Source organism: Micromonospora sp. LH3U1 (assembly GCF_028475105.1).
GTDB lineage: Bacteria > Actinomycetota > Actinomycetes > Mycobacteriales > Micromonosporaceae > Micromonospora.
In genome coordinates, this window is record NZ_CP116936.1 from 4,702,305 (window position 1) to 4,727,858 (window position 25,554).

20 protein-coding genes are annotated in these 25,554 nt (G+C 68.3%); 6 read left to right on the forward strand and 14 right to left on the reverse strand.

Going from position 1 to position 25,554, the window contains the following annotated elements:
• Positions 1 to 209: 209 nt before the first annotated feature.
• On the reverse strand, positions 210 to 647 hold the full coding sequence (locus PCA76_RS21390) for an ATP-binding protein (RefSeq protein ID WP_272612268.1): 438 nt from the start codon (positions 645 to 647) through the stop codon (positions 210 to 212).
• Between the two features lie 194 nt (positions 648 to 841).
• Here PCA76_RS21390 and PCA76_RS21395 point away from each other — a divergent pair, with 194 nt between their 5' ends.
• Both PCA76_RS21395 and PCA76_RS21400 read left to right on the forward strand, forming a co-directional pair.
• Positions 842 to 2,062 carry a PP2C family protein-serine/threonine phosphatase gene (locus PCA76_RS21395; RefSeq protein WP_272612269.1) on the forward strand — a complete coding sequence of 407 codons (1,221 nt, stop codon included), beginning with the start codon at positions 842 to 844 and terminating at the stop codon, positions 2,060 to 2,062.
• 282 nt (positions 2,063 to 2,344) lie between these two features.
• Complete coding sequence (locus PCA76_RS21400; protein ID WP_272612270.1) at positions 2,345 to 2,518, forward strand: hypothetical protein; 174 nt, start codon at positions 2,345 to 2,347, stop codon at positions 2,516 to 2,518.
• 111 nt (positions 2,519 to 2,629) lie between these two features.
• On the opposite strand, the gene PCA76_RS21405 is transcribed toward PCA76_RS21400, so the two are convergent.
• Positions 2,630 to 2,776 carry a hypothetical protein gene (locus tag PCA76_RS21405; RefSeq protein ID WP_272612271.1) on the reverse strand — a complete coding sequence of 49 codons (147 nt, stop codon included), beginning with the start codon at positions 2,774 to 2,776 and terminating at the stop codon, positions 2,630 to 2,632.
• A 240-nt stretch (positions 2,777 to 3,016) separates the two neighbouring features.
• On the opposite strand from PCA76_RS21405, the gene PCA76_RS21410 reads away from it, so the two are divergent.
• Entirely contained in the window at positions 3,017 to 3,205 is a 189-nt protein-coding gene (locus PCA76_RS21410; RefSeq protein WP_272612272.1) for a hypothetical protein, read from the forward strand.
• 133 nt (positions 3,206 to 3,338) lie between these two features.
• Positions 3,339 to 3,542 (forward strand): hypothetical protein, encoded by a 204-nt coding sequence (locus tag PCA76_RS21415; protein WP_272612273.1) that lies wholly within the window; start codon positions 3,339 to 3,341, stop codon positions 3,540 to 3,542.
• 3 nt (positions 3,543 to 3,545) lie between these two features.
• On the opposite strand, the gene PCA76_RS21420 is transcribed toward PCA76_RS21415, so the two are convergent.
• Together PCA76_RS21420 and PCA76_RS21425 are read right to left on the reverse strand one after the other, a co-directional pair.
• The gene (locus PCA76_RS21420; RefSeq protein ID WP_272612274.1) at positions 3,546 to 4,418 is read right to left on the reverse strand and encodes a hypothetical protein; all 873 of its coding nucleotides are present in this window, start codon (positions 4,416 to 4,418) and stop codon (positions 3,546 to 3,548) included.
• A 79-nt stretch (positions 4,419 to 4,497) separates the two neighbouring features.
• A complete protein-coding gene (locus tag PCA76_RS21425) occupies positions 4,498 to 5,964 on the reverse strand; it encodes a glycoside hydrolase family 76 protein (protein ID WP_272612276.1) in 1,467 nt (488 codons plus the stop codon).
• A gap of 1,028 nt (positions 5,965 to 6,992) precedes the next feature.
• Between PCA76_RS21425 and PCA76_RS21430 the strand changes: the two genes are divergently transcribed.
• Complete coding sequence (locus PCA76_RS21430; protein WP_272612278.1) at positions 6,993 to 7,406, forward strand: SgcJ/EcaC family oxidoreductase; 414 nt, start codon at positions 6,993 to 6,995, stop codon at positions 7,404 to 7,406.
• Positions 7,407 to 7,586: 180 nt separating this feature from the next.
• Here PCA76_RS21430 and PCA76_RS21435 read toward each other — a convergent pair whose 3' ends face one another.
• The 3 genes from PCA76_RS21435 to PCA76_RS21445 form a co-directional block, all read right to left on the reverse strand.
• A complete protein-coding gene (locus PCA76_RS21435; protein WP_272612279.1) occupies positions 7,587 to 9,200 on the reverse strand; it encodes a glycoside hydrolase family 27 protein in 1,614 nt (537 codons plus the stop codon).
• A 198-nt stretch (positions 9,201 to 9,398) separates the two neighbouring features.
• The gene (locus PCA76_RS21440) at positions 9,399 to 11,639 is read right to left on the reverse strand and encodes a glycoside hydrolase family 97 protein (RefSeq protein ID WP_272612280.1); all 2,241 of its coding nucleotides are present in this window, start codon (positions 11,637 to 11,639) and stop codon (positions 9,399 to 9,401) included.
• A gap of 512 nt (positions 11,640 to 12,151) precedes the next feature.
• Entirely contained in the window at positions 12,152 to 13,162 is a 1,011-nt protein-coding gene (locus PCA76_RS21445) for a LacI family DNA-binding transcriptional regulator (protein ID WP_272612281.1), read from the reverse strand.
• A 310-nt stretch (positions 13,163 to 13,472) separates the two neighbouring features.
• On the opposite strand from PCA76_RS21445, the gene PCA76_RS21450 reads away from it, so the two are divergent.
• Positions 13,473 to 16,478, forward strand: a complete 3,006-nt coding sequence (locus tag PCA76_RS21450; RefSeq protein WP_272612282.1) for a TIM-barrel domain-containing protein — start codon at positions 13,473 to 13,475, stop codon at positions 16,476 to 16,478.
• A 314-nt stretch (positions 16,479 to 16,792) separates the two neighbouring features.
• Here the strand turns inward: PCA76_RS21450 and PCA76_RS21455 are convergent, their stop codons facing one another.
• The 7 genes from PCA76_RS21455 to PCA76_RS21485 all read right to left on the reverse strand — a co-directional run bounded on the left by PCA76_RS21455 (position 16,793) and on the right by PCA76_RS21485 (position 25,464).
• The gene (locus tag PCA76_RS21455; RefSeq protein ID WP_272612284.1) at positions 16,793 to 18,892 is read right to left on the reverse strand and encodes a glycoside hydrolase family 2 protein; all 2,100 of its coding nucleotides are present in this window, start codon (positions 18,890 to 18,892) and stop codon (positions 16,793 to 16,795) included.
• Positions 18,893 to 18,965: 73 nt separating this feature from the next.
• Positions 18,966 to 20,369 (reverse strand): mannitol dehydrogenase family protein, encoded by a 1,404-nt coding sequence (locus PCA76_RS21460; protein WP_272612285.1) that lies wholly within the window; start codon positions 20,367 to 20,369, stop codon positions 18,966 to 18,968.
• 14 nt (positions 20,370 to 20,383) lie between these two features.
• A complete protein-coding gene (manD, locus tag PCA76_RS21465; RefSeq protein WP_272612286.1) occupies positions 20,384 to 21,592 on the reverse strand; it encodes a D-mannonate dehydratase ManD in 1,209 nt (402 codons plus the stop codon).
• Positions 21,589 to 22,419 (reverse strand): ABC transporter permease, encoded by an 831-nt coding sequence (locus PCA76_RS21470; RefSeq protein ID WP_272612287.1) that lies wholly within the window; start codon positions 22,417 to 22,419, stop codon positions 21,589 to 21,591. Before PCA76_RS21470 ends, manD begins: the two co-directional genes overlap by 4 nt.
• Complete coding sequence (locus tag PCA76_RS21475) at positions 22,416 to 23,309, reverse strand: ABC transporter permease (RefSeq protein WP_272612288.1); 894 nt, start codon at positions 23,307 to 23,309, stop codon at positions 22,416 to 22,418. Before PCA76_RS21475 ends, PCA76_RS21470 begins: the two co-directional genes overlap by 4 nt.
• Complete coding sequence (locus PCA76_RS21480; RefSeq protein ID WP_272612290.1) at positions 23,309 to 24,391, reverse strand: ABC transporter ATP-binding protein; 1,083 nt, start codon at positions 24,389 to 24,391, stop codon at positions 23,309 to 23,311. The genes PCA76_RS21475 and PCA76_RS21480 overlap by 1 nt, the downstream gene beginning before the upstream one ends.
• Positions 24,388 to 25,464 carry an ABC transporter substrate-binding protein gene (locus PCA76_RS21485; RefSeq protein ID WP_272612292.1) on the reverse strand — a complete coding sequence of 359 codons (1,077 nt, stop codon included), beginning with the start codon at positions 25,462 to 25,464 and terminating at the stop codon, positions 24,388 to 24,390. The genes PCA76_RS21480 and PCA76_RS21485 overlap by 4 nt, the downstream gene beginning before the upstream one ends.
• Positions 25,465 to 25,554 lie beyond the last annotated feature (90 nt).

Here is a 25,554-nt window from a genome sequence, read left to right on the forward strand (position 1 = left end):
CCGTGCGTGGCGGCAGCCGTTGAGGAGTAGCCGAGATTCACCGGGGTAGCTGAAGGGCTGATCGTTGCGCTAGTGCAACGGCGCATCAGTGGGCGTGACGACTCCACGGTCCTGGGCATGTTCGCCGAGACGGGCGGAGAACACCGGCGTGATGGGCTGCGACCGTTGCCTGCCGCCCTCCTCGGGAACCGGGGCCGCGCCGGTGACCGCTATGCGAGAGTGTCGCGGCTGCGTGCCGCGATGCGGATGGTGGTACCTGCGGGTCCGCTGACAACGAGGAGGTAGTCGGCCATTTGCCCGACCACCCACAGGCCCATTCCTCCAGTACCGGACAGGGGCGGTCGCTCGGTGCACGGAAAGTAGTGAGCAGTGTTGAAGCCTCTCCCCTGGTCGGTGACTTCACAGGTGAGCTGGCCGTCCATGAGCAGGCGTAGGGCACCTCTGCCGCCCCCGTGCCGGATCACGTTGATCATCAGTTCGTTGACCGCGGTGACCCAGTCCTCAATCTCGTCGTGCTCAAGGCCGCACCGGCGACTGACGGCTTCAACGTCGTGTCGGATGCGGGTGAGGTCTGCGAGGGTGAACGACGTCGAGAACAGGGGCTTCCCGGCGGTGGGGGCATGCTGGCCGAGCGGCGGGTTCGCCACTGCTCCCCTCCCTCTCGGACGTGCAGGCTGGTGACCTTACCGGTGGCGCGAGGGAGGATAGCTCTCCTGAACGGGTTCACCGGACGATCCAGGAATCGATGTGACATGGGAAAGTACCCCACGTCGGAGGCGCAACACTGTTGATCTCGCTGCTGGCATGCTAGCGGCGGCGTGCCGGCGTCTAGGCTGCCTGCGTGGCCGATGCCGAGTTGGTGACGACTGAGGAGCGGCTGCGCCGTATCGAGGCGATCACCGACGCTGCCCTGTCGGGGCTGAACATCGCCGAGTTGCTCGACGAGTTGCTTGAACGGGTCCGGGACCTGCTCAAGGTCGATACCGCCACCATCTTGCTACTGGACGGCCACACCGGCGAGCTGGTCGCGACGGCAGCCAAGGGCCTGGAGGAGGAGGTGCGCCGCGGTTTCCGCATCCGGGTCGGACGCGGCTTCGCCGGCCGGGTCGCGGCGACACGTATGCCGGTCACGATCTATAACGTTACGCCGGCCGACGTGGTCAATCCCATCCTGCTCGCCACGGGCGTCCGTGCCCTGTTGGGCGTGCCCATGCTGGCCAACGGCAACCTCGTCGGCGTGCTGCACGTCGGCTCCCTGACCCTGCGTCGGTTCGGTCCCGACGACGTGCAGCTGTTGCAGCTCGTTGCCGATCGTGCCAGCCTCGCAGGTCAGGCCCGAGGGCAGGTCCTCGACCGGCAGGCAGCGCTGGCCCTGCAACGTAGCCTGCTGCCCGGCCGGCTACCCGACATTCCCGGCTTGGACTTGGCCGCCCGGTACGTGCCGGGCCACGACTTGGGCATCGGCGGCGACTGGTACGACGTGTTCACGTTGCCTTCGGGCTGGCTGGGCGCCGTCATCGGTGACGTCTCCGGCCACGGGCTGCCATCCGCCGTCGTCATGGGACGCATACGCAGCGCGCTACGCGCCTACGCACTCGACTGCGACGATCCCGCCGAGGCGCTGACCTCCCTCGACCGCAAGATCCACCACTTCGAAGCGGGCACCCTCACCACCGCCATCTACGCCCTCATCGCACCCGACCGCGCGAGCGTGCACCTCTCCTCCGCGGGCCATCTGCCACCGTTGTTGGCTGCACCCGGCCATCCCACCCAGCTCGTCAACCTGACGGTGGACCGGCCACTCGGCGTGGGCCGACCACCAACCAATCGCCGCACCACCGTTCTGGACCTGCCGCCGGGCGCGGCGCTCGTCTTTTACACCGACGGACTGGTCGAACGCCGCAGCGAACTGATCGACACCGGCATCGAGCGCCTCGTCGGCGCAGTGCAGTCCGGGCCGGCCGAGGCGTTGTGCGACCACATCATGGCCACCACCGCCGAGGAGCATCCCAACGACGACATTGCTCTGCTGGTCATCCGCCGCCAACCACCATCGGATTGAGCCGCTCGGGCAGCTGATTCGGGATCTACTGCAAGTACGAATGGCAGTCGCTCCGTTGTCGGATAGGTCATCGCCTGCCGCAGGCAACGACACCTTCAAGTGCGGGACTACCAGTACCAGGCCGCCCTGGACCGGCGCCGGCCTCGACGAAGGGACGGTCGGATTCCTCGCCGCGCTCGACGGCAACATGGGTGCCGCAATCATGGCGTACGCAGGCGAGGAGCTCACCCGCCTCATCGGACGCCCCATCATGTCCCTGGTTGAAGGCGCCGTTACGCCTACGTGCGCAACGTCGGTAAGGTCTCGCCGACCTGGCCTGAGGACCTGCGCCTGATCGTCAGTGAGATCACCGACGCCGCCGCGATCGACCACGCCGTGACCGGCGCGGACCCGGTTATCTCCGCGCTCGGTCCCGTGGACCGCAAGCCCACCGGCCTGCCGCTCGTCCTCGGGTAGGTGGCCACCGGCGCACCAGGACGGACACGCGGTGTCCTGCCAGAACGGGTCGTCCGAGGCGAATACGGTTGGATCGACGCTTCTGCGAGTTCAGCGGCGCGGACGAGCAGGTCAGCGAGCCGTACTGTCTATCTGCGCCGCCAAAGCCGCGACCCCGACGACCACCGCGCCCAGCCGAACTTGATCGAGCTGACCGTCAACGAGATCCGCCGTCTCGTCAACGCGTTCCTCGATGATGCTGCTGGCCGTGTGGATCACATCCCGGACGGTGTCCTCGTCGGCTTGGACGACCCGAGCGGCACCCCGCGATCTACCGCCGCAAGAAGGGCTCCGGCAAGACTCTGGCCGCGCTCGAGTCGATCCGCGCCCACGACCCGGAACAGGTGGTCGCGTTCCAGGTCGTTCAAGCGCAACGCCCGGGCCAGCGAGGCGTCTTGATCGGTTTCCCGGCCGGTCGTTCGGGTACCGCCGCTGGTCAGGACCAAGGAAGGGACACGCATGACCGAGCGCGACGAGCGACGTGACGGGGAGCAGACCGGGGTGCCGCAGGACGAGGTGGCCCGCAGCACCCGGGCAGCGCAGGACGCCCACGGCGGCAGCATGGCGCCGGGGCTGGTCGACGACACGGGCCACCCGGTGGCGCAGGCCCCGGCCGACCGGTTGGCCGAGACCGAAAACGCGGACTGAGGCACGGGCGGCGGGCTGGTCGGGAGCAGTCCCGGTCAGCCCGCCGCCCGGCCCACGAGACGGGTGCCGACCGGGGTTCCTGGACGCCCGGCTGGCCGATGTCGAGGTGGTGCCGGCGGGCTGGCGACGGCAGGTGGTCACCGAAGGCCGGCAGCCGGGCACGGTTGAGCGGGCCGGGTACACGTTCTGCGTGCTCTCCCAGTTCCACACCCGGCTGAAGCGGCGCGACATCCTTGCCGCAACGTCGTCGCGGTGGGCCGATCCTCGGGCCAAGTTGCTGGACGGCGCCGAGTGGCAGGCGAAACGGGAGATCCTGCTGGACCACTTCAGCCCGTGAGCGTCAGTCCTCCGGCGCGGGCAATGGGCCGCCGCCGGCGGTCAGGCGCGGGTACGGGTCGCGGGGCGGCACTTGGCGGAAGGCCGTCCCGGGGTCGGCGATCATGCGCAGCGGGTATCCGGAGTAGCCGATGTAGCGGCGCGGGATCAGCACCGGCGTGAGTGCCTCCTTGACCGCCGAAAGCCGGTCGTCGGCGAACGCGGTGATCGGCCCCGGGAAGCGCAGCACAGTCGCCGGGCCGGCAGGCAGCACGGCGAGACCCAGTGCCGCGGCCCGCGCGCCGAGGGCCCTCGGGCCGCCGAGCCGAGCCAGGTGGCCGCCAGTCAGCAGATTCCACCAGTAGTAGCCGCGCACCCGGTGCCGGGTCAGCGTCGCCGAGATCCGATGGTCCATCGTGTACCAGGCGTCCCACGGCGACAGGTGCGGCCCGGTGCGGTCGTAGGTGACCCCGCCGGTGCACAGATCCAGAGGCTGCTGCCAGGCCAGAAGCAGTCCGGCTACCCGTTCGGCGGCGTCGTCGGTCTCGTCCGGCTCCCACAACGCTCCGGTCGGCGACAGCGACAGGCTCAGGGCCGCCGCCGGCTGGAACGGGTCGCGCCACGCCTCGAAATGCCAGTGCTTCTCGTCGTCCGGGGTGCCGAGGTTCAGGCTGAAGACGTCCGGCCGGCCGGAATGCAGCGCGGCGAGCAGCGCGTCCCGGGCCGCCGGGCTCCAGTCGCGCTGCTCCGCCGATCCGGCTTCGGACCAGGCGATCTGCCGGATCGTCACCGGTCGCGCGGTGGTGTCGGCGAGCGCCGCCGCCATCCCGGCGGTCACCTCGTCGATCCGGTCGGCGAAGGCGGCGAGGGTCAGCAGCGAGTCGAAGTAGGCGAGCACGGACGGGCGGGGCGCCGGCGAGCGGCGTGGCTCGCCGACGTGCGGAGGCCCGGCCGGCGGCCTCCTCGTGCCCGTCCTGCTACGGGGCGGCGTTGAGCAGGTCTACCGCGATGTGCTGGCGGGCCGCGTCGGTGGCGTCGACCGGTCCGGCCCAGCGCAGGCCGTAGGTGTCCAGCGGAGTGCGGTTGTTGGCGAATGCGGTGTCGGCCTGTATCCGCAGATAGCCGGTGTACGGATGGTCGCTGAGGGCGGCGTTGAGCTGGCCGAGCCCACGGACGTGCGGGCCCTTGAAGGACGCGCCATCGGCCCCGCAGTTGTTGTTCGGCTCGCACGGATCGCGCAGGATGCCGCCGGAGTTGAGCTGGCTGCTCGTGGTGGCGGCGTTCGCGATCTGCCGGGCCCGAGTCAGCAGTGCCGCGTCGCCGGTGGCGCGGTGCAGCTCGGTCAACCCTGCCAACAGCACACCCTGGTTATACGACCACACGGTGCGGCCGTTGTTGCGGCAGGTCGACAGGCTGATCCCGTCATTCACCAGGTTCGAGCTGTTGAGCATGCCAGTGCCCTGGAACCAGGCCCACTCCTGCTGCGCCCGCTGGAGATAGGCGGTGTCACCCGGGATGCGATTGTGCAGCGCTGCGGTCACCTGTAGGTAGAGGCTGTTGGCGATGGCTGCCTTGTAGGCCCGGGCGGTGCTCCACCAGATGCCGCCACCGCACCGGGTGTCCCAGTAGGCGCTCATATGATCGGCGGCGGCGCGGGCGGTGGCCAGGTAACGCGCCTCGCCGGTCAGGTCGTAGGCGGCGATCCAGGCCATGGCCCACCAGCCGGTATCGTCGAGGTACTCGTTGCGGAACTGACCGAGCCACTTGTTGACGTTTCGGTCGTAGGTATTGGCGATCGCGTACCGGTAGCTGCCCATCCCGCTCACCCGGATGTTCTCGATCACGGCGCTGATCGCGTTCGCGGAGTTCCACCAGCCGGTCGTGTCGAACAGGCCGGTGTCGAGGTTGTAGCTCATCATCAGCCCGGTGGCGGCGGCGGTCCGGCGGTCGCTGGCGTTCCAGGTCGAGCGGGCCCACGCGGTGCAGGCTGTCTCGGGCCGGTCACCGGCCTTGCCGCAGGCGCGCAGCGCCCCGACGCGGCTGGTGACCCAGTTGTCCACGTTGTACATAGCGGTGCGGCCGGTCCGTACGCCGGCGGGGATCGGGGCTAGGCCGAGCCGGCCGTCGGCGGCGAAGGTGCGACCGCCGTCGAAGGACCGCTCAAGCCAGGTCTGGTCGCCGGGGTTGCCATTGCCGATGACGGCCCAGGACATGGCCTCGGTGTCGTCGAAGTGCAGCGAGATCTGCCGGCCGTAGATGGTCGCGGTGACCGGGACCCGGTCGGACGACGCCAGCGCGGCGTCACGACCGTCACAGTGCCGGTTGCAAATCACGGCCAGGGCGGCGGGAGCCGCAATCGCCGCGGGGGGCTTCGCCGTGACACCGAACCCGGCGAGCATGCCGGCTGCCAGCAGCGCGGCGAGCCGGGAGGTGGGGACGGACATCATGACTCTCCTTGGGGGTAGGGAGTTGAGCCTGATGTTGCGGGGGACGGGTCCGCCGACTCGCCGGGCGTGCGCCACCGCATGCTTAAGGTCCGCCGCACGCTTAGGTCCGCCGCTTGCCCTGACGGCGCGAGACGCAGCCGCATGTTCAATCCGCGGATGTCTGCCTGGACGTCAGCGCTGTCGCATGTTCGCTCCGGCGAATCCCGCCAATTTATGGTTTCGGGGAGGATCCGCGCGTAACTAGCGGGCGGAAGGAACAGCGCCGCCACGCTCCTCCACACGACCGTGACTCGGGCGTTCTCCGTCTTGGTTCCGGAGGCGTTGAACTGGAATAGGTGCGAGCACTCTTCCTCCAGTGGAAGCGGGACACCGACGCTCGATCGCCGACACGGCATCCGCTCAACGACGTGTCTGGTCAACCAAAGACACCTTGGGGTAGTTGGCCTGGCACGCCGCTGCCTGGCGAGGCCAATCTATGATTGTTTCATCGAGATGTCTAGATGCTTTCCTGAATCGAGCCATCTTTTGCTCGACAGAGCGAAAGATGGTCTGCGGCAGGCCTGGACCGCTGATTCGGTTGGGGGCAACGGGCGGCGAAACGTCCGGCACGGGGTCCCCTCGGCGGAGAGGAGCAGGCCGACGACGTCTTCTCGACTCGCTGGACGTCACGCTCACCCCTGCCGACCTGGCCGACCTCGACGCGATGAGCGCCCCGCCGGTCGCGTACCGTCTGGCTTCGGCCAAGGTGGCATCCGGCCGCCTCTCACAGCAGCCCGTGAACCGCACACCCCGCGGTGACTGCCGCAACGGCGTATGTCAATGCGTTTTCGGTCGACCGAGGAGGCTCGCCCAGCGTTGGCGGCCGAGTACTGCTACCTACCCGAATCTTGTTGGGATCACGTCAGTGGCTGCTGCGGCCGGCAACCGCCTCCGCTCGCGTGTGCACCTGCAGTTGCGCCGAAGTGAACCTGATCACACGGTGAACGCATAGACCTAAACCTTGCCTGAGGTATTAGCGTGAGGAAATGACCACGGTGCAGATCAACGAACAGACACGCAAAGCCGAAATTGAAGCGATCAGGCAGGTAGTATCCACCGTCGAACGCGCCCAGAACAACGAGCGCCCTGATGAGTTCGTCAGCCTGTTTCGCGCCGACGCGATCTGGACAACTGGTCACGGCAAGCGGCTGTTCGGCCGCGAGGCGATCTCGGCATTCACCCGTCAGGTGCTTCCTGGCGGGATGCGGGACACCAGCGTGACGTTCGACATCGAACACGTGCTGTTCATCCGCCCCGACGTCGTCGCTGTCAAGGTTCGCCAGGTATATCAGACGCCCGACGGCCAAGATGTCGGCACCCCGATGTTCGTCATGGCCAAAGAGGATGGGCAATGGCGTCTCACCGCATGCCAGAACACCAGCGTGCTCAACGACGAGTAACCCCAGGCCAAACGACGAGCTACAACCATCGCCCTTGGTGCTGATGTCGCATCGCTGTCCTCTTTCTGCGGGGCGGAGGAGTCATGCGCGGCAGACCGGCTCGTCCGGTCTTCCCCAGGCTGGAGCTGGGTTCGTCCGGAACGGTGGGCACCCAAGGTCGGGTGCCCACCGCCACCGAGGTCACTGAATCCGCAGGAAGTTGCCCTTGTACTGGGATCCGTTCCAGGTTCCGCCGTTCGCGTTGAGCTGGTAATTCGTGGTGCCGGACAACGGTGCAAGTTCTTCGAAGTCGGTGTACTGCTCTCCGTTGATCTTGAAGGTGACGTGCACCCGGGCTCCATAGATGAATCGCGGATCGGTCCGGTTGATGGTCACCACGGCGGGGCCTGCCGAGCTACTCGCGGTCTTGAGCAGGTTTCCGACCCACTTGTTGCCGTCCCGGGTCGCACCGTTGCCGTTCAGGTTGAGCGCGGTGGAGTCGTTGAAGGTGCCGACGTCCTCGTGGTCGTCGTGCCACTCGTCGTTGATCAGGAATTCCGTCCGCACCTGCAGGTCGGTGATCGTGCGGGTGTCGGTCTTGGTGATCTTGACGACGTCCGGGGTCTCGGCGCCCGTGACCCGCAGCAGTGCGACGCCGTGTCCCGGGACGCTCACGGAGTAGCCGCCGGTGTGCGTTCCCCGGTCGGCCCTGTCATGCAGGTCCCGCACGGTGGCCGACCCGGTGCCGAGGCCAATGTCGCGCCAGTCGACCCGAATCGACTTCGCGGAGGTGGACCGATTCCACAGCGCGACAGCGCGGACGCCATTGCCCTGCAACTTCTTCGACCAGACCTCCGTGTCGCCGATGTCGCGGATCTTACGGCCCTGCACCCCCAGCGGGTCCTGGTCGACCGCGATCACCTCGGGGTTCAGCAGGATCTTCCTCGTCGCGGCGTTCATCGACGTCAGGTCGTTGCCGGCGATCAGGGGTGCGGCCATCAGCGCCCACATGCTGAAGTGCGTCTGGTACTCGGTGTCGGTCATCCCGAGGCCACCGCCGTCACCGTTGCCGTAGTTGCCGACCTGCAGCATGTCCGGGTCGTTGAAGAACCCGGGGTGGGCGTACATCGCGAAGGCGTTGTTCTTGTCGATGGCCTCGTCGACAGGCGTGAACTCAGTCTGCGAGTTGCGCGTGTAGTCGTCCATGACGTCGCCGGTGCTACGGGACATGTTGCCGGTCTTCGGAGCCCACGACTTGAAGCCCCAGGCGCAGATACTGAGGATGATGTCACGGCCGCTGGCGTCGAGCGCGTCGCGCATCGTCTCGTACTGCGTCTTCTGGTCCAGCGTCGCGTGGCAGTTGTCGTACTTGAGCAGGTCGACGCCCCACGACGCGTACGACCGGGCGTCCTGGTATTCGTAGCCTTGCGAGCCGGGCCTCTCGGCACAGGTCTGCGTCCCGCGGTCGGAGTAGACGCCGAATTTCAGCCCCCGGGCGTGCAGGTAGTCGCCGAGCGCCTTCATGCCACTCGGAAACCTCTCCGGGTCCGCGACGATGTTGCCGGAACTGTCCCGACTGGTCTGCCAGCAGTCGTCCAGGTTGACGAACTTGTAGCCGGCGTCGCGCATTCCGGTGCTGACCAGCGCATCGGCCTGCTTCTTGACGACGTTCTCATCGATGTTGCATTGGTAGTAGTTCCAGCTGTTCCAGCCCATCACGGGCGTGCGCCCCAACCCGTTCTCGATGGCAGCGGCGGGCTGGGTGCCGGCGTCGACCACCGCCGCGAGGGTGCTCACCAGGGCGGTCAGTGTCAACAACGCTGCCAAGCGCGGTTTCCGGTGTCCGTGGCGACTTTTCACAAGGGCTCCTTTGTCGGGCAGGAAGGGGCAGGGGACGGCAGAGGGGGGCATGCGGCTCGACCGCCGGAGTCGATGAGCGTTTCGACGGCTCCGAGTGTTTTGATCAGACAGATGTGTCTCTGGTCCGTGGCGGCATCGGTCACATCGCGGGCGTCAAGCGCGCGACCACTTCTGGTTGCCGCCGCCGTTGCAGGGCCAGAGTTGCAGCAGGGTGCCGTTGGCCGTTGCCGCGCCGGTCGCGTCCAGGCACTTGCCGGAGGCGACGCCGACGATGGTGCCGTCGGCGTTGATGTTCCACTGCTGGTGGGCGCCGCCGTTGCAGTCGAAGATGGTGACTCCCGCGCCGTCGGCGGTACTCGCGCTGTCGACCTCCAGGCATTTGGTGCCGTACACCCTCAGCTCCCGTGATGCCGTCGCCGCCCAGGCCTGGTTGGCGCCGCCGTTGCAGTCGAAGAGCTCGACGCGGGTCCGGTTGGTCTGGCTGTTGAAGGGCACGTCGACGCATCGCCCGGACGCCTGGCCCCGCAGGACGCTGCCCGTGTCGGACCCGCAGGTGGTCAAGCCGGTGGTGTAGGGGCAGACGACCGAGGCGAAACCGCCACGCTCCAGCATCGCCACGGACAGGCTGGCCGTGTTGGTGACGACCCTGGTCTCGCGTACCAGCGCCGAGTTGGACCCGTCCCGGACGGTCTCCAGAAGCCACTGACCACCGCCGAGGAAGTTCAGTGGCGCCGAGTAGGTCCTGGCGGATTGGGCGTTGATCCCGCCGACGTACCACCTTCCGCCGTTGCGGCGGGCGAGGTACGCGTCCTGACCGGGTCGGCCGCCGAGCACTCGGGTTTCGTCCCAGGCGGTGGGGATCTGGTTGAGGATGCGCAGTGCCTCGGGTCGGGCCTCGTAGCTTTCGGGGTTGTCACCGAGGTGCTGCCAGCCGGACTCGAAGACGATCGACGTGGCGAGCTCGTGTGCGGGGGTGGTGTCGCGGTTGTACGGGCTGAACACGACCGGGGTGTAGTCCATGCTCGAGATGACGTTGCGAGTGAACGGCAGGATGGTGTTCTTCGTCGCTCGCAGGTACTGCTCGGCGCCGTGTACCGCTTCGGCGGTCAGCACATGCGGCCAGGTGCGTTGCATGCCGCGCGGGGTGGCCGAGCCGTGGAAGTTGACCATGAGCTGCAGTTCGGCGGTACGGGCGAGGATCGCGTCGTACCACTGCAGGGTCGGTTGGGTGAACTCGTAGCTGAAGTCGACCTTGATGCCGGCCACTCCCCAGCTCTGGATCCGTGGCAGCCATGTCTCACGCTGCGCCGCGGTCCAGAGGCTGGACGAGTTGAACCACAGGATCACCTGCACGCCCTTGGACCGGGCGTAAGCGGTCACGGCGGGCGCCCAGCTCTCCTGCCAGCCTTCATCGATGAGCACGTAGCCCCAGCCGTTACGCGCGGCGAAGTCGATGTACTGACGCTGCCGGCTCTCGCTGGACGGGCTGGAGTGTTCGGTCAGCCAGGACCAGGCCACGGTGTCGGGCCGGACCCAGGATGGGTTGTTCACCCGTGACGGCGCCGAGAGGTCGTCGACGATCGTCGACTGCGTGACCGTGGCCAGACTACCGACGGCCGCGGTGCGCCACGGCGTCGACAGCGGCAGGCTCGTGGTCACGGTCGAGCTGTCCAGCGAGGTGCCGTAGGTCCCCGACCCGACGGAGTGCGTCAGGCTCGCCCCCGCGTACCGACCGTCGAGGTTGGTCTCGGCGAGCAGCGCGAAGCTCCCGCCGGCTTCGAACAGCGCCGGCACCCGGAAGGTGCCGGCGGCCGCTGCACCCGCGGTCGTCTGAACCGGATACCCCTGGTCCTCGCGGTGGGCGGGCAACAGCCAGGCATTCGAGGACGTCGGCACGGTCCAGGACGAAGCCTCCCGGCGCACGGTGACCGAGCCGCTGCCGGGCAACACGTACCGGTAGGCGGCACCGGAGTTCGAAGCGCGAACCACAACGTCCAGCCGCGCTCCCCCGGTGCCGCTGAACGACAGTGTCGCCTCGTTGTAGACAGTCGACCGGCTGCGCTGCTTCCCGGTCGTCATCGTGTAGGCCTCGGTGACCGTGCGGTCGGCACGGCCCAGGAACGTGAGGTTGCGGGTCAGGTCGGCGGTGCTGGTCTCGACGCCGATGGCGGACGGGGACAGCACGGTACGGCCCTGACTGGCGACGGCGAACGACAGTGTGCCGTTGTCGTTCAGGACGACCTGGGCCGCGATGGGCGACGTGGTGGACGGGCCGTTGACCGTCCAGGTGGTGGCGGCAGAGGCGGGTGCGGGGGTGGCAGCGAGGGTCGCCGCTGACAGCACGAGCGCCAGGGCGCAGCGCAGCGCCGCGGGTCGACGCTTTCCTTCACGCATAGGGATGCCTTTCGAGACTGGGGGGCGCCGTCGAGGGGGGTGCACAGAGCCGACATCGCGGACGGAAGGCGGGGCCTCCACCGAGAAACCGAAGCCCCGGTGATGTTGAAACACGTGCGTTGATGCTTGATTGTGTTCACATAGAACAACGTCAGTCTGATGATGTCAAGGGAAGGGGATCACCTGGTGGTATTGCCGACTAACTAAATAGCGAGAAAAACGACGCACCCACGGCTGCGCATATCGGACTCACAAGTCTGCAGCTCGGTGAAATGTCGCGATGACCGATGTGAGAATTTGTTGGAAGTGGCAGCCGGATTTCGTTTCCATCATTCGCGCGCCCGGCGCCGACGGCTTGGTGCGCCGCTCGGGCGGCCGAGATGAAGCCACACATGCCTGTGCCGCGCACGGCCTGGGCGGTCGGACGGTAAGCCACTCGGCAGGTTCACATCGTCGCGCCTGGTCCCCGCCCTCAGATACCGCCACCGCGCCACCGACCGGACAGGCGTGGCCTACTGGCCGGGTCCGGCCGGCGGCTCCGGTCGCGCGGGGCCGGTGGTAGCGCGCACGATCAGACGGGTCGGCAGGGACGTACGTGAACCGCCCGATCTCTCGCGCTCATTGAGTCGGTCGACGAGCAGGTCGATGCCCACCCGGCCGCACTGGTCCTTCGGCTGGCTGACGGTCGTCAGCGCGGGGGTGACGAGGGCCGAGGCCGGAATGTCGTCGAAACCGATGATGCTGATGTCGTCGGGCACCTTGACCCCGCGGGCGGCGAATCGGCTGATGAGGCCCAGTCCGATCATGTCGTTGTAGGCGATGACCGAGGTGACGGAGGCGGCCAGGACCAGGTCCGCGCTGGCGACGCCGCCCTCGAAGTCGGGCGACACGTTGCCCGTCTCGACTGCCTCGAGGCCCATGCTGGCCGCGACGAACCGGACGGCGCGAAGCCGTTCTCGGTTGACCCACGAGGTACGAGGGCCGGCAACGTAGGCGACGCGGCGGTGGCCGAGCGCGGCGAGATGGGCGAGCGCCTGACGGATGCCGTCGGCGTTGTCGAAGATGATGGACGGCAACTGGCCGACCCGGCGGTTGAGCAGGACCACCGGGACGTCGTCGCACACGGAGCGCAGTTCGTCGTCACTGGCGCGGGGTGCGCAGAGCACAAAGCCGTCGACCTGTTTGGTCAGCGTCCGGATGAGGTCTATCTCGGTGGCGGGATCCTCGTCGGAGTCGGCCAGAAGCACCGACAGCCCGAGCTCGCGGGATCGGCGCTGGGCGGCCTTGACCACGCCCGGAAAGAACGGGTTGGCGATGTCCGGCACCACGAACCCGATGGTGCCGGTACGTCCGGTGCTAAGGCCTCGGGCGATGCGGTTCGGGTGATACCCGAGCTGTGCGACGACCCGCTCCACCCGCTCCCGGGTCTCGGGCCGCACCTGGTCCGGCGCGGCGAGCGTGCGGGACACAGACGACTGGGAGACCCCGGCCAGCCGGGCGACGTCCTTGATCGTCGCCGCCATGCACCACTCCTCCCGTAGATCCTTTCTGGAACCGGTTCCAGATATTGTCAGTCTTGATCCGGCAGGCAGACGTTAACACAGGCGTGCGTCGATGTTAAAGCGCCAGAAAAACCATGTGTTGACAAAGCCGAAGCGGCGGGATCAGTCTGGAACCGGTTCCGGTGCGCTCCGTCCACAACCCTCGCCTGGGACCAACCCACCCCCAACTGTTGCGCGCCTCTCCGAGGCGGCCACCGGCGGACGAGCCGGCGGTCCTCAGCACGTCGCTCCGCGCAACGGGTTCGCCCGCACCTCGAGGAGAGTCGATGCGATGAAGAGAAGAAGCGTGCTCGGGATGGCCGCCGGTCTGTCGATTGGCACCGTCGCCGCAGCGCCGGGACGGGCTGAAGCGGCACCCGGAGAACAGCTGGGCAACTACGCCTCTCACCTGACGGATGCCCGCAGCGTCACCGTCACCAGCGTCACGGGTCAGCGGTTGAGGATCACCGCGTACGGCAACCAGATCGTCCGGGTCCGCGCGGTCCGCAGCGGGGAGACGTTCTTCGCCGACACGCGGTACGAGATGGTGGTGCCCGCCAACCACGCGGGCATGGGCGGCAGCCTGAGCGTTAGCGACTCCGGCGCCACCCTGACGGTCCTCACCGGCGCGGCGGACGGCATCCGGATCGTGCTGCAGAAGAACCCGCTGCGGCTGGAGTTCTACCACCGCGCTACCGGTGCCCTGCTGGCGAAGGAGGACGCGACCCAGAGCATCGCCTGGGGCGGAACCAACAACAGCGTCGTCACCGAGGCCTTCGTCCCGCCGCCCGTCGACGAGCACTTCGTCAAGGCGGGGCACGGAATGTACGGCCGCTCGCCTCGGATCGACCGGACCGGCGACGTCGTCTCACACAACTACGGTGCCGGAAACGATGACCAGGCGCCCGCCATCGTGCCGCTCTACCTGTCGACCAAGGGATACGGCGTCTTCTTCAACACGACCTTCGACACCACCTTCTCCTTCGCCAGCGGCACCGGCAAGAACTACGCGTTCTCAGCGGACGACCATGGCACCGCCGGCGTACGGCCGCAGATGGACTACTTCCTCATCAACGGCCCGCAGTTCGCGAAGCTTCTCGACCGGTACACCCAGCTGACCGGGCGCCCGCGCCTGCCGCAGTTGTCCATCTTCGGCCTGCACATGTCCGACAAGACGTTTCCCGGCGTCAGCGACCAGAGCTGGTGGCGGACGAAGATCACCCAGCATCGCAGCGCCGGATTCCCCTTTGACCACCAGGTCAACGACAACCGCTGGCGGGCCGGCTCCGGCGGGTGGAGCGGCTCGTGGTTCGAGTTCGACCCCGGACGATGGCCCGACCCCGCCGGCTACGAGGCGTGGGCCGCGGCCAACGGCGTGACGGTCACCTTGGACTACAACCGCAACAACTCGAGCCGCATGGCCGGCTGGGTCGGCGGCCCACCGCCCGGCTACAGCTTCAAGGCCTCCGACCTCACCCGGGTGTCGGACAACGGATCGGTGCCCGACTGGAGCAATCCCGCCACCCGTGCCTGGGTCTGGAACGTCTTCTGGTCCAAGGCCCTGGACCCCGCCTTGGGCTATCCCTGCGACGGGCTGTGGCTCGACGAGACCGACCAGATGGGCCCCATCCCGTTCAACGCCGACACCGCAAACGGCAGGAAGTGGTCGGAGCTGCGCAACGCGTACTTCTTCTACCTGCTGAAGGGCGTCGGCGAGGAAGGATGGGACCCGCAGACGGCCGGTCACATCGGCGCCGCCAAGCGCCCGTGGACCTGGAGCCGCAGCGCGTCGGCCGGACAACAGCGCTACGGTCACTACTGGACCGGCGACATCGCCTCCACCTACGACGAGATGCGGCAACAGATCAGGGGCATGCTGACCGGCGGGCTGGGCGGCTTCCCGTACTCCAACGTCGACGGCGGAGGATTCCACGGCGGCGCCGGCGGGCTGATCTCCGAGCCGTTCTATCGGAACTGGCCGGCCGCCTGGTCGAGCCTGTCACCAATCTGGCGGCCACACGGCCAATCCAACACCGCCACCCAGGGGCCGGTAGCCTCCCGCTGGCCGCTCGACCAGAGCCCGATCATCCAGGCGGACTTCCGCAAGTACGGCGAGCTGCGCTACACCCTCCTGCCGTACATCTACAGCCTCGCCCACGAGGCCGCCGCCACGGGGATGCCGATGGCCCGGGCGATGGTCATCGACTACCAGAGCCGGCCCAACGCCTACGCGCACGATCTGCAGTACATGTGGGGGCCGTCGCTGCTCGTCGCGCCGGTGACATCGGACGGCGGGGCCACCCAGAACGTCTGGCTGCCCGCCGGCGCCACCTGGTACAACTTCTGGGCCGACATCAAGCACGTCGGCACGGACTCGGCCGACCTGCCCTACGTCACCCGCACCGGCGAGATCATCCTGTTCGTGAAGGCCGGCGCGATCCTGCCGAAGTACCCCTACGCGCAGAGCACGGCGTTCCTGAGCAAGCGGCAGCTGGAGCTGGAGATCTACGCCGGCGCCGACGGCAGCTTCAACCTCGTGGAGGACGACGGCACCACCGAGTCCTACCGGGTCACCGGTGCCAGGAGCACCACCGCGCTGACCTACACCGACGCCGCTACCAGAACCACCATCGCGCACCCGCAGGGAACGTACGCCGGCGCGCCTGCCGCACGCCGCTACGTCGTGCGCATCCACGGGCTGACCAGCCCGGTCGGCATGCGGGTCAACGGCGGCGGCACCCTACCTTCCTACAACAGCGAGGCCACCGCCATCACCAGCGGCGGCGGCACCGTCTGGGATGGGACGAGGAAGATCCTGTCCGTCGTCACCCCGTCCATCCCCAGCGTCGTCGGCGGCGGCGTGGCCGCCACGGTCGAGCCGAGCGGATCAGCCTTCCCCGCCGCCACCGGCGGCACCGTCTACCAGGCGGAACTGGCCCTTGTCAGCCGGGGCGTCATCGACACCCGCCATCCGGACTACACCGGGACGGGCTTCGTCGACTTACCCGACTCCTCGGCCACCGGTGCCTACATCCAGTGGACGGTCGCCGTCCCCGCCGCGGGCACCAGGACACTGACGATCCGATACGCCAACGGCTCCGGCGCCAACCGTCCGCTCGCGATATCGGTCAACGGCGCCACCGTCAACAGCGCCCTGCCGTTCAACCCGACCGGCTCCTGGAGCACCTGGAGCACCACCTCGTTCACCGCGTCCCTGCCGGCCGGCAGCCAGATAGCGGTCCGGGCAACCATCACCGGCTCCAGCGGGGCGAACATCGACAGTCTGACCATCACCTGAGCGGCATGATCGGCTGATTCGGGTCGCTCCAGGTCCAAACACCGGCACAGTAAGACGACCCGGTCACCGGGGCGATGGCGGACTCAGGAGCCGCCTCGCCACGGTGGCCGGGTCGTTGCCGGCCAGGCACTTCTGCCGGCTTACCGGCAGGTAGCGGTGGTCGCAGCAAGCCAGGGCGCCACACCACCGATCTCAGCACGGTCGTCCAACAGGGACATCGGCAACCGGTCGGGCTACCGAGGACAGCGCTGCGGCCCGATCGACACCATGGCCGGTCGGGCCGCACGCACTGCTTGTTACGTAGGTCGCCTCGCCTAGCCCAGCGTCCAGGTCACCGTGTCGATGACGGTCGCACCGTCGATGGTCGCGGTCACCTGGACCGTGTTGGCCCCGGGTCGCAGCGTCACTCCGGTCCACTTGAAGATGTGGTCGGTGCTACTCCGCGAGCCCAGTGACGTGCCGTTGAGGGTGGCAGAGACGCTTGAGGCGTTGGAATAGACCTTCAGTTCCGTCGCGGCGGTGCTGCGCTGAGTCCAGCGCCGGCTGGTGATGTAGAGCGTGGGACTTGCCGACCAGCTGGCCTTGTAGAAGTGGAACGCGTCCTTGCGGGTCAACCGGTCCCGGGTCACCAGGCCCTTGTCGTTGATGCCGGGCTGGCCGCCCTCGTTGCGGGCGTCGGAGGCGAAGTCGAACATGTTCCACACGTAGCTGCCCCAGATGTACTCGCGGGCGTCGAGCTGCTTCCACGACGCCTCGTGCAGCAGCGCCTGGTATTCCTCCGGGTGGTTCGGACCGCCGGCGTTCGGCCGGCCCGGGTTGAGGGCGTGCTGGGTGGTGCTGGCGCCGGCGCCGTATTCAGACAGGGCGATCGTCCGGGTCGGGTTGGCCGCGTGCAGGCTGTCGAGGTAGCCACCGAGGTCGTTGTACGAGCCCTGGTACCAGCCGTAGTACTTGTTGTAGGCGCTGGCCTCGGCATGGCTGTTCACGGCACCGGTGTCACTGACGCAGCAGCTGGCGTAGACCGAGACACGGTCCGGGTCCTCGCTGTCGACCAGACCCGCCAGCTGATCCAGCAGCGCGTTGGTGGTGGCGTTGTCGGAGCGTTGTTCGTTGCCGATGCCCCAGAAGACGATCGAGGGGTGGTTGTAGTTCTGCCGGATCAGCTCGGTCAACTGCTGGCGGGTGTTGGCCCTGAAGGCGGCCGAGTCGGTGATGTTGTCGACGAGCGGGATCTCCGCCCAGACGACCAGCCCGCGTTCGTCGGCGAGTTGGTAGGCCTTCTGATCGTGCTGGTAGTGCGCCAGGCGTACCGTGGTCGCGCCGATCTCCCGGACCAGGTCGAAATCCTGGGTGTGCTGGGCGTCATTGACGGCCCAGCCGGCGCCGGCGCGGTCCTGGTGCAGGTTGACACCGTGCAGGTCCAGCTCGCGGCCGTTGAGGGTGAAGCCGGTGTCGGCGTCGACGGCGAACGTCCGCAGCCCGAGTGGTTCGGTGACGACGTCGGTGACCCGGTTCGCGGCGACGTCAAGGATCTCGACGTTCGCCTTGTACAGGTACGGGTCCGTGAGCCCGTCCCATCGCCTCGGGTTGGCGATGGTGACGGTCTGGGTGACGTTGACGCCGGTGGACCCGCCCACCGTGCGCGCCGGCAGGGACTGGTCGGCCACGACGGTCCCGTTGGCGTCGGTGATCACGGTGCGGACCACGACGGAGCGGCTGGAGGCGTTGTTGTTGAACAGCTTCGTCGTCACGTCGACCGTGGCCGAGGTCGCGGTGACCGACCGCTGGCGCAGGTACACGCCGGGGCCGGCGGAATCCAGCATCTGCACGGTGAGGGGGTCGACGACGTGCAGGCTGACATTGCGGTAGATGCCGCCGGAAAAGGTGTAGTCGGCTGACAGCGGTGCGACGGAGGAGTTGTGGGCGTTGCTGACCCGCACCGCGATCACGTTGTCCTGCCCCACTCTGAGTGCCGAGGTGGCACCGAAGCGGAATCGGGCGTAGCCACCGTTGTGCTGGCCGAGGTGAGTGCCGTTGACCCAGACGTCGGCGACCTGGTTGGCCCCGGCGAACTGCAGGAAGAGCATCTTTCCGGCAAAGCTGGCCGGGATGGCGTAGTGCCTGCGGTACCAGCCGACGCCGCGGTAGTAGTTGTTGCCGCCGTCGGCGCCGTCGGCAGCGTTCCAGGTGTGCGGAACGTTGAGCTGCTGCCAGGCGCTGTCGTTGAACGTGGTGGCTTCGGCGCCGGCCGCATCGCCCTTGAGGAACCGCCAGCCGGTGTTGAGGTCGACCCGCTGACGCAGGGACGGCGGCGTGTAGGTGGCGGCGGACGCGGGCGGGGGCACGAGCACGATGCCGGCGACGATCACGAGGATCGCTGTGAGCAGTGCGACGAAACGGTTGTTGTTCGGCATGTTCACTCCCTGCCTTCCTTAGACGGTGGTGGCGGTACGCGTCGCACCGGTGAGACCGCGGCGAGACGGCGCGTTACAGGAGCTTGGCGGCGTGTTCGATGAGCATTTCCCGCCAGACGGGGTCGGGCGCTTCCGGGAACACCTCCCTGACCGCGAGGAGGGCGTCGACGAGGGCGCTGGGGGTGTCGCGCCCAGCGGCGGCCATCGCGAGCCGGGCGGCGAGCGGGTCCTGGACGGTGTCGCGGGTCGCGACGTACACCATCCAGGCAGCGACGGCGAGGGCGACCCAGTAGGGCGTCCCGCCCGCAGCGAGGCGGTCTCTGGCCGTGTCGAGCAGCCGGATCGGCAGCTTCAGCGAGCCGTCGGCGGCGACCTGGTTGGTGCGGTGGCCGAGCGCCGGATCGGCGAACCGGAGCAGGATGGTGCGTTGGTAGTCCTCGACATCGAACCCGTCCGGCAGGGTCAGGGTCGGCACCGCGTCTTCGGCCATCAACCGCCGGGCGGCGTCGGCGAGCACCGGATCCGTCATGGCGCGGGCGATGGTGTCGTGCCCGGAGAGGGCACCGGTGTAGGCGAGCAACGAGTGGGCCGCGTTGAGCAGCCGCAGCTTCGCGGCCTCGTACGGGGCGACGTCGGTGGTGAACACCGCCCCGGCGCGTTCCCAGGCCGGCCGGCCAGCGGCGAAGACGTCCTCGACGGTCCACTGGCTGAACGGCTCGGACACGACCGCACCGGCGTCGTCGAAGCCGAGCAGCCGGGACACCTCGTCGAGGTCCACGATGGCGGTCGACGGCACGATCCGGTCCACGACACAGGACGGGAAGGCGACCTCGGTGTCGATCCAGGCGGCGAGCGGATCACCGACGGCGGTGGGCAGCGCGGCGCAGAAGTCCCGCACGAGGCGGCGGACCGTGGCGCCGTTGGCGGGCAGGTTGTCGCACGGCAGGATGCTCAGTGGGCCGGCGTCACCGCGGCGTCGGAGCTCCAGACCGGCGGCCAACTGCCCGACGACGGTGCGGGGCCGGTCGCGTCCGAACCGGGCCAGGTCGGCCTGGATCAGAGGGTCCCGCAGGTCGAGGCCGCCGCCGCGGAACCGGTAGCCCTTCTCGGTCACGGTCAGCGTCACCAGCCGGATCGTCGGGTCCGCGATCCGCTCCGCGGCCCCGGGTCCGTCACTGGGCGCGCGGGCCTCCAGGATCGAGCCGACGACGCGCAGCGGCCCGGCCCGGTTGCCGCGCTCCAGGACGGTGAACAGCCCGTGCTGTGGTCCGATCTGGTCGCGGACCCTGGCGGAGCGCTGGGTGTAGGCGCTGATCCCCCAGGTCGGGTCGGACCCGAGCACGTCGTCGGTGTAGACGGCCTGATGGGCCCGGTGGAACGCGCCGAGGCCCAGGTGCACGATCCCGACCCGGACGTCGGCGGGATCGTAGGCCGGCAATCGGATGTCGGTTCTGGCACCCAGGATTGGCAGTGTCACGCGACTCAGCCTGGCTACCAACTGTGCATCGTCCCGTCTTCGAGGCGGTTCACCGGCAATGACGCCGGCCGGTACGGGTACCGCGCGGCGAGGTCCTCATCTATGTCGACGCCGAGCCCGGGTGTCTCGGACGGGTGCAGGTAGCCGCCGTCGAAGTGGTAACCGTGTGGGAAGACGGCGTCGGTCGCCTCGGTATGCCGCATGTATTCCTGCAGTCCGAAGTTCGGGATGGCGACGTCGACGTGCAGCGCGGCCGCCATGCAGACCGGGGACAGGTCGGTCGCGCCGTGCGAGCCGGACCGCACGTGGTGCAGCGCGGCCAGGTCGAAGATCCGGCGCAGGTGGGTAATGCCGCCGGCATGCACGACCGTGGCGCGGATGTAGTCGATGAGCTGCTCGCGGATGAGCTGCTCGCAGTCCCAGATGGCGTTGAACACCTCGCCGACGGCGATCGGGGTGGTGGTGTGCTGACGGATGAGCCGGAAGCCTTCCTGCAGCTCGGCCGGGACGGGGTCCTCCATCCAGGTCAGCGCGTGCGGCTCCAGGGACTTGCCGAGCCGAGCCGCCTCGATCGGGGTGAGCCGGTGATGCACGTCGTGCAGCAGCTTGAGGTCCGGGCCGAACTCGGCGCGGACCCGGGCGAACACCGACGGGATATGGTGCAGATAGCGGGCGGTGGACCACACGTTTTCGGTCGGCAGGGCGGCGTCGGCGGGCTCGTAGTACATCTTGTCGCCGGAGACACCGTAGGTGCTGGCGAGGCCGGGCACGCCGGTCTGCACCCGCACCGCGCGGTAGCCGAGCTCCACGTACGTGGCGACCTCACGCAGCACGTCATCCACTGTGGAGCCGTTGGCGTGGCCGTACACGGTGACGCCCTCGCGGGAACGACCACCGATGAGCTGGTAAACCGGCAACCCGGCGAGCTTGCCGAGGATGTCCCACAGGGCCGTGTCCACTGCGGCGATCGCGGTCATCGTGACCGGGCCGCGCCGCCAGTACGCGCCCTTGTACAGGTACTGCCAGGTGTCCTCGATCCTCGTCGGGTCCCGGCCGATGAGTTGCGGCACGACGTGGTCCGTGAGGTAGCTGGCGACGGCGAGCTCGCGCCCGTTGAGGGTGGCATCGCCGACGCCGGTGACCCCGTCGTCGGTGACGATCTTCAGGGTGACGAAGTTGCGGTCCGGGCAGGTGACGATCACCCGGGCCTCGGCGATTCTCACGTGGGATCCTCCTCCTTGACCCGGGCGACGAGCTGGGTCGGGTTGACGATCCGCAGCGCCACGACGAGCAGCACGAGCATGGTGCCGGTGTAGATGACGGCCATGGCGTCGACGGACTGCTGTGCGCGGATCCCGGCGGCGGACATGGAGTTGTAGAGGGCGACGACGAGGGTCTGCGATTCGGGGCCGGCGGTCAGGAACGTCAGCTCGAACATGCCGACGGTGCGCACCAGCACGAGGACCGACGCGGCGAGTATGCCGGGGACGAGCATCGGCGCGAGGATGCGGACGAAGACCTGGCGGGTGCCGGCGCCGCACATCCGGGCGGCGCGCTCGATGGCGGGGTCGATCTGCTCGATGAACGGGGTCAGGGTGAGAATGACGAACGGCACCGACGGCACCAGGTTCGCCAGGACCACCCCGGAGAGGTGCCCGGCGAACCCGTACTTGTAGAGCACGGTCGCCAGCGGGATGCCGTAGGTGATCGGCGGCATGAGGATCGGCAGCAGGAACAGCAGGTAGAGCACTCCACGGCCGGGGAACGCGCGGCGGGCCAGCACGTAGGAGGCGGGCACCCCGACGAGAACGGAGAGCCCGACGACGAGCGCGGACACCTGCAGGGTCGTGAGCAGCACCGGCAGCAGCCCGAAATCGCGCCATGCCTCGCCGTACCACTGGGTGGTGGCGCCCTGCGGCAGCCACGTGTCGAACCAGCTCTTGCCGAACGAACTCACGACGACGGACAGCACCAGCCCGGCGAGATTGACGAAGAAGAACCCGACGATGCCCCAGACGATCCAGGCGGCGGGCCGCGCGGCCACTTTCATCCTTTACCTCCCGTGGACCCGGTGTACAGCAGCGACCGCCAGCCCAAGACGACGGCAATGACGACCAGTTCGACGAGCCCCATGACCACAGCGATCGCGGACGCCTTGGAGTAGTCGTACTGCTCGTAGCCGGCGTGCCAGGCCGCGATCGAGATGACCCGGGTCTCCCCCGCCGGGTCGCCGACGAGGACGGCGGACGGGAACACGCTGAACGCGAGCACGAACGTCAGGCAGAACGTCGTGGCGAGGCCGGGCGCGAGCAGCGGCAGGGTGATCCGCCGGAAGCGCTGCGCCCAGCCTGCGCCGAGGGTGGCGGCGGCCTTCTCCAGGGTCGGGTCGATCCCCGACAGGTAGGAGAGCACCAGCAGGAACGCGAACGGGAAACCGGTGATGACCAGGGAGAAGAACACGCCCCAGTAGTTGTGGGTGAGCCGCAGCGGCTCCTCGATCACGCCCGAGGTCATCAGGGCCCGGTTGAACCAGCCCGTCGGGCCGAGGAAGTTCAGCAGCCCCTGCGCGGTGAGCACGGTGCCGAGCGTGATCGGCACGACCAGCACCGTGGTCAGCAGCCGTTTGCCGCGGAACCGGCCCCGCATCCGGTAGGCGATCGGCACGGACGCTCCGACGTTGAGCAACGCCACCGGCAGCGCCAGCCACAGCGTGGTCGCGATCGTGTCGCGCTCGTACGCGTCGGTGAAGAACGACCGGTATGCCGCGAACGCACCGCCTTCGGCCGGCTGGAACGACAACCCGATCCCGTAGAAGAACGGATAGATGAACAGCACCACTACGAACAGCAGTGCCGGTCCGAGCAAGAGCAACTGCCGGTCAATCCCACGCTCGGCGAGCCGATGTCGAAGCGCCACCCGCGTCCCGGTCGCGGCGGCCATCAGCCCGCTCCCCCCGCCGGGAACACCAGCAGGTCGGTCGGGTCCACCGCGAGGCGGACCTTGTCACCCGGTGCCGGTCGTTCGACGGTACGCAGGTGAAGCCGCTGCCCGGCCTCGGTAAGCACCTCGACCGCGACCTCACGACCCTGATACTCCACCACCTCGACCGTCGCGGCGAAGCCGTCGCCAACGCTTCCGTCAACCTCCGAGGCGACGAGCCGGAGCTGTTCGGGGCGGACCCCGACCGCGACCGCGTCTCCGGGCCGCACGGTGCCGACAGGGGTGCCGTGCAGTATCAGCCCACCGCCCTCGACCTGCGCCCGGTCGGCGGACACTGACCGGACCCGCATGTCGAGGAGGTTGCGGAAGCCCATGAAGTCCGCGACATGCCGGTTCACGGGCTTCGTGTGCAGCTCCTCGGGGGTCCCGACCTGCTGGACCCGCCCGGCGCGCAGCACGACCAGGCGGTCGGCCATCGACAGCGCCTCCTCCTGGTCGTGTGTGACATAGACGGTGGTGAGGCCGAGCGCCTGATGCAGCCGCCGAATCTCGGTGCGCATCTCCAATCGCAGCTTGGCATCCAGATTGGACAGCGGCTCGTCCATGAGCACCAGCGACGGTTCGAGCACGACCGCTCGGGCGATCGCCACCCGCTGCTGCTGTCCGCCGGAGAGCTGACCCGGCAGCTTGCGGGCCTGGTTCTCGAGGTGGACCAGCGCGATCGCCTCGTCGGTACGGCGGCGGATCTCCGCGCCCGGCAGCCGGCGCATCTGCAGCCCGAACGCGATGTTCTTCGCCACCGTCAGGTGCGGGAACAGTGCGTAGCTCTGGAAGACCATGCCGAAGCCGCGCTTCTCCGGCAGCAGCGTGTCCAGGCGGGCGCCGTCCTGCCAGATGCTGCCCGCAGTGAGCGGCAGCAGCCCGGCGAGGCAGTTGAGCGCGGTCGACTTGCCGCAGCCGGATGGGCCGAGCAGGGCGATGAACTCGCCGCGCTCGATCGTCAGATTAAGGTCGACAAGCGCGTCCTGCCCGCCGAAGCGGCGGGTGACGCCCTCCAGGCGCAGCTGCTGGAAGCCGGTCACTTCTTCACCTTGGCGCCGCCCACCTCGCGGTCCCACTTGTCGAACGCGGCCACGAGGGCCTTCGCGTCGAGCGGGACCTCGATCGGGTTGCCGCCGATGAGCTGGTCGTACTCGGCGCGGCCGAATTCGGTGATCGCCTTCTGACTCTCGGCCGGCGCCATCGACAGCGGGACGTCCTTGACCGCGGGACCCGGGTAGAAGTAACCCTTGTCGTACGCCTTCGCCTGCTGCTGAGGGGTCAGCATGTGCTGCAGCAGTACCAGGATCGCGGCCTGCTTGTCGGCGGAGATTCCCTTCGGCACGGCTGCGTAGTGGGCGTCGGTGACCCAGTGGAAGCCGTTGAGCGATCCGATCCGTGCCTCCTTCGGCACCTGGCCGAGCACTCGGGGGTTGATGTCCCAACCGGTCGTCGTCACGATGATCTTCGCCGAGCCGTTGGCGAGTGACTTCATCGTCTCGCTGGTGGAGGACGGGTACAGCGTCACGTACTTGTTGAGTTCGGTGAGGTACGCCCAGCTCTTCTCCCAGCCGTTGATCGGGTCCCGCGGGTCCTTGTCACCGAGCAGGTACGGCAGCCCCATGAGGAACGTTCGGCCAGGGCCGGAGTTGGCGGGCCGGGCGTACTGCACGGTGCCGGGGTTGGCCTTCGCGAACGCGAGCAGTTCCTCGGCGCTCCTCGGCGGGTTCGGCACCTTGTCAGGTAGGTACTCGATCAGGGGACCCGACGGGTAGTAGGTGACGGTGACACCTGAGTCACCGGCGAGCTTCTGCATCGCGGCGGCGCCGGGCAGGTAGTCGTTCATACCGGGCAGGCGCGACGCGTACGCCGGGAGCAACGGCTGCCAGAGTCCCTGGTCGACGCCGGCGGCGAGGCCGTCCACGCCGGTGAGCACGAGATCGATGTCGACCCGTCCGGCGTTCTGCTGCGCCTTGATCTTCGGCGCGAGCTCTGGCGCGGTCGCCTTCGAGTAGGTCACCTTGGACACGATGTCGCTGTGCGAGGACACGAAGTCGTCGATCATGCCCTGGGTGAGCTGCAGGTTTCCGGCGACGTCGAGGACGTTGAGCGTCACCGCCGACGCGGGCTTCAGCGGGAGCTCTCTAGTGGACGCCGGAGCGGGCGTGGACTTTGTCGGCGCGCCGCACCCTGCGGTCAGAGACAG

Bases quoted from the DNA above. Each gene is read 5' to 3' on its own strand.
- PCA76_RS21425 (WP_272612276.1), bottom strand. From the start codon at position 5,964: ATGTCCGTCCCCACCTCCCGGCTCGCCGCGCTGCTGGCAGCCGGCATG.
- PCA76_RS21410 (WP_272612272.1), top strand. From the start codon at position 3,017: ATGACCGAGCGCGACGAGCGACGTGACGGGGAGCAGACCGGGGTGCCG.
- PCA76_RS21445 (WP_272612281.1), bottom strand. From the start codon at position 13,162: ATGGCGGCGACGATCAAGGACGTCGCCCGGCTGGCCGGGGTCTCCCAG.
- PCA76_RS21475 (WP_272612288.1), bottom strand. From the start codon at position 23,309: ATGGCCGCCGCGACCGGGACGCGGGTGGCGCTTCGACATCGGCTCGCC.
- PCA76_RS21450 (WP_272612282.1), top strand. From the start codon at position 13,473: ATGAAGAGAAGAAGCGTGCTCGGGATGGCCGCCGGTCTGTCGATTGGC.
- PCA76_RS21440 (WP_272612280.1), bottom strand. From the start codon at position 11,639: ATGCGTGAAGGAAAGCGTCGACCCGCGGCGCTGCGCTGCGCCCTGGCG.
- PCA76_RS21430 (WP_272612278.1), top strand. From the start codon at position 6,993: ATGACCACGGTGCAGATCAACGAACAGACACGCAAAGCCGAAATTGAA.
- PCA76_RS21455 (WP_272612284.1), bottom strand. From the start codon at position 18,892: ATGCCGAACAACAACCGTTTCGTCGCACTGCTCACAGCGATCCTCGTG.
- PCA76_RS21470 (WP_272612287.1), bottom strand. From the start codon at position 22,419: ATGAAAGTGGCCGCGCGGCCCGCCGCCTGGATCGTCTGGGGCATCGTC.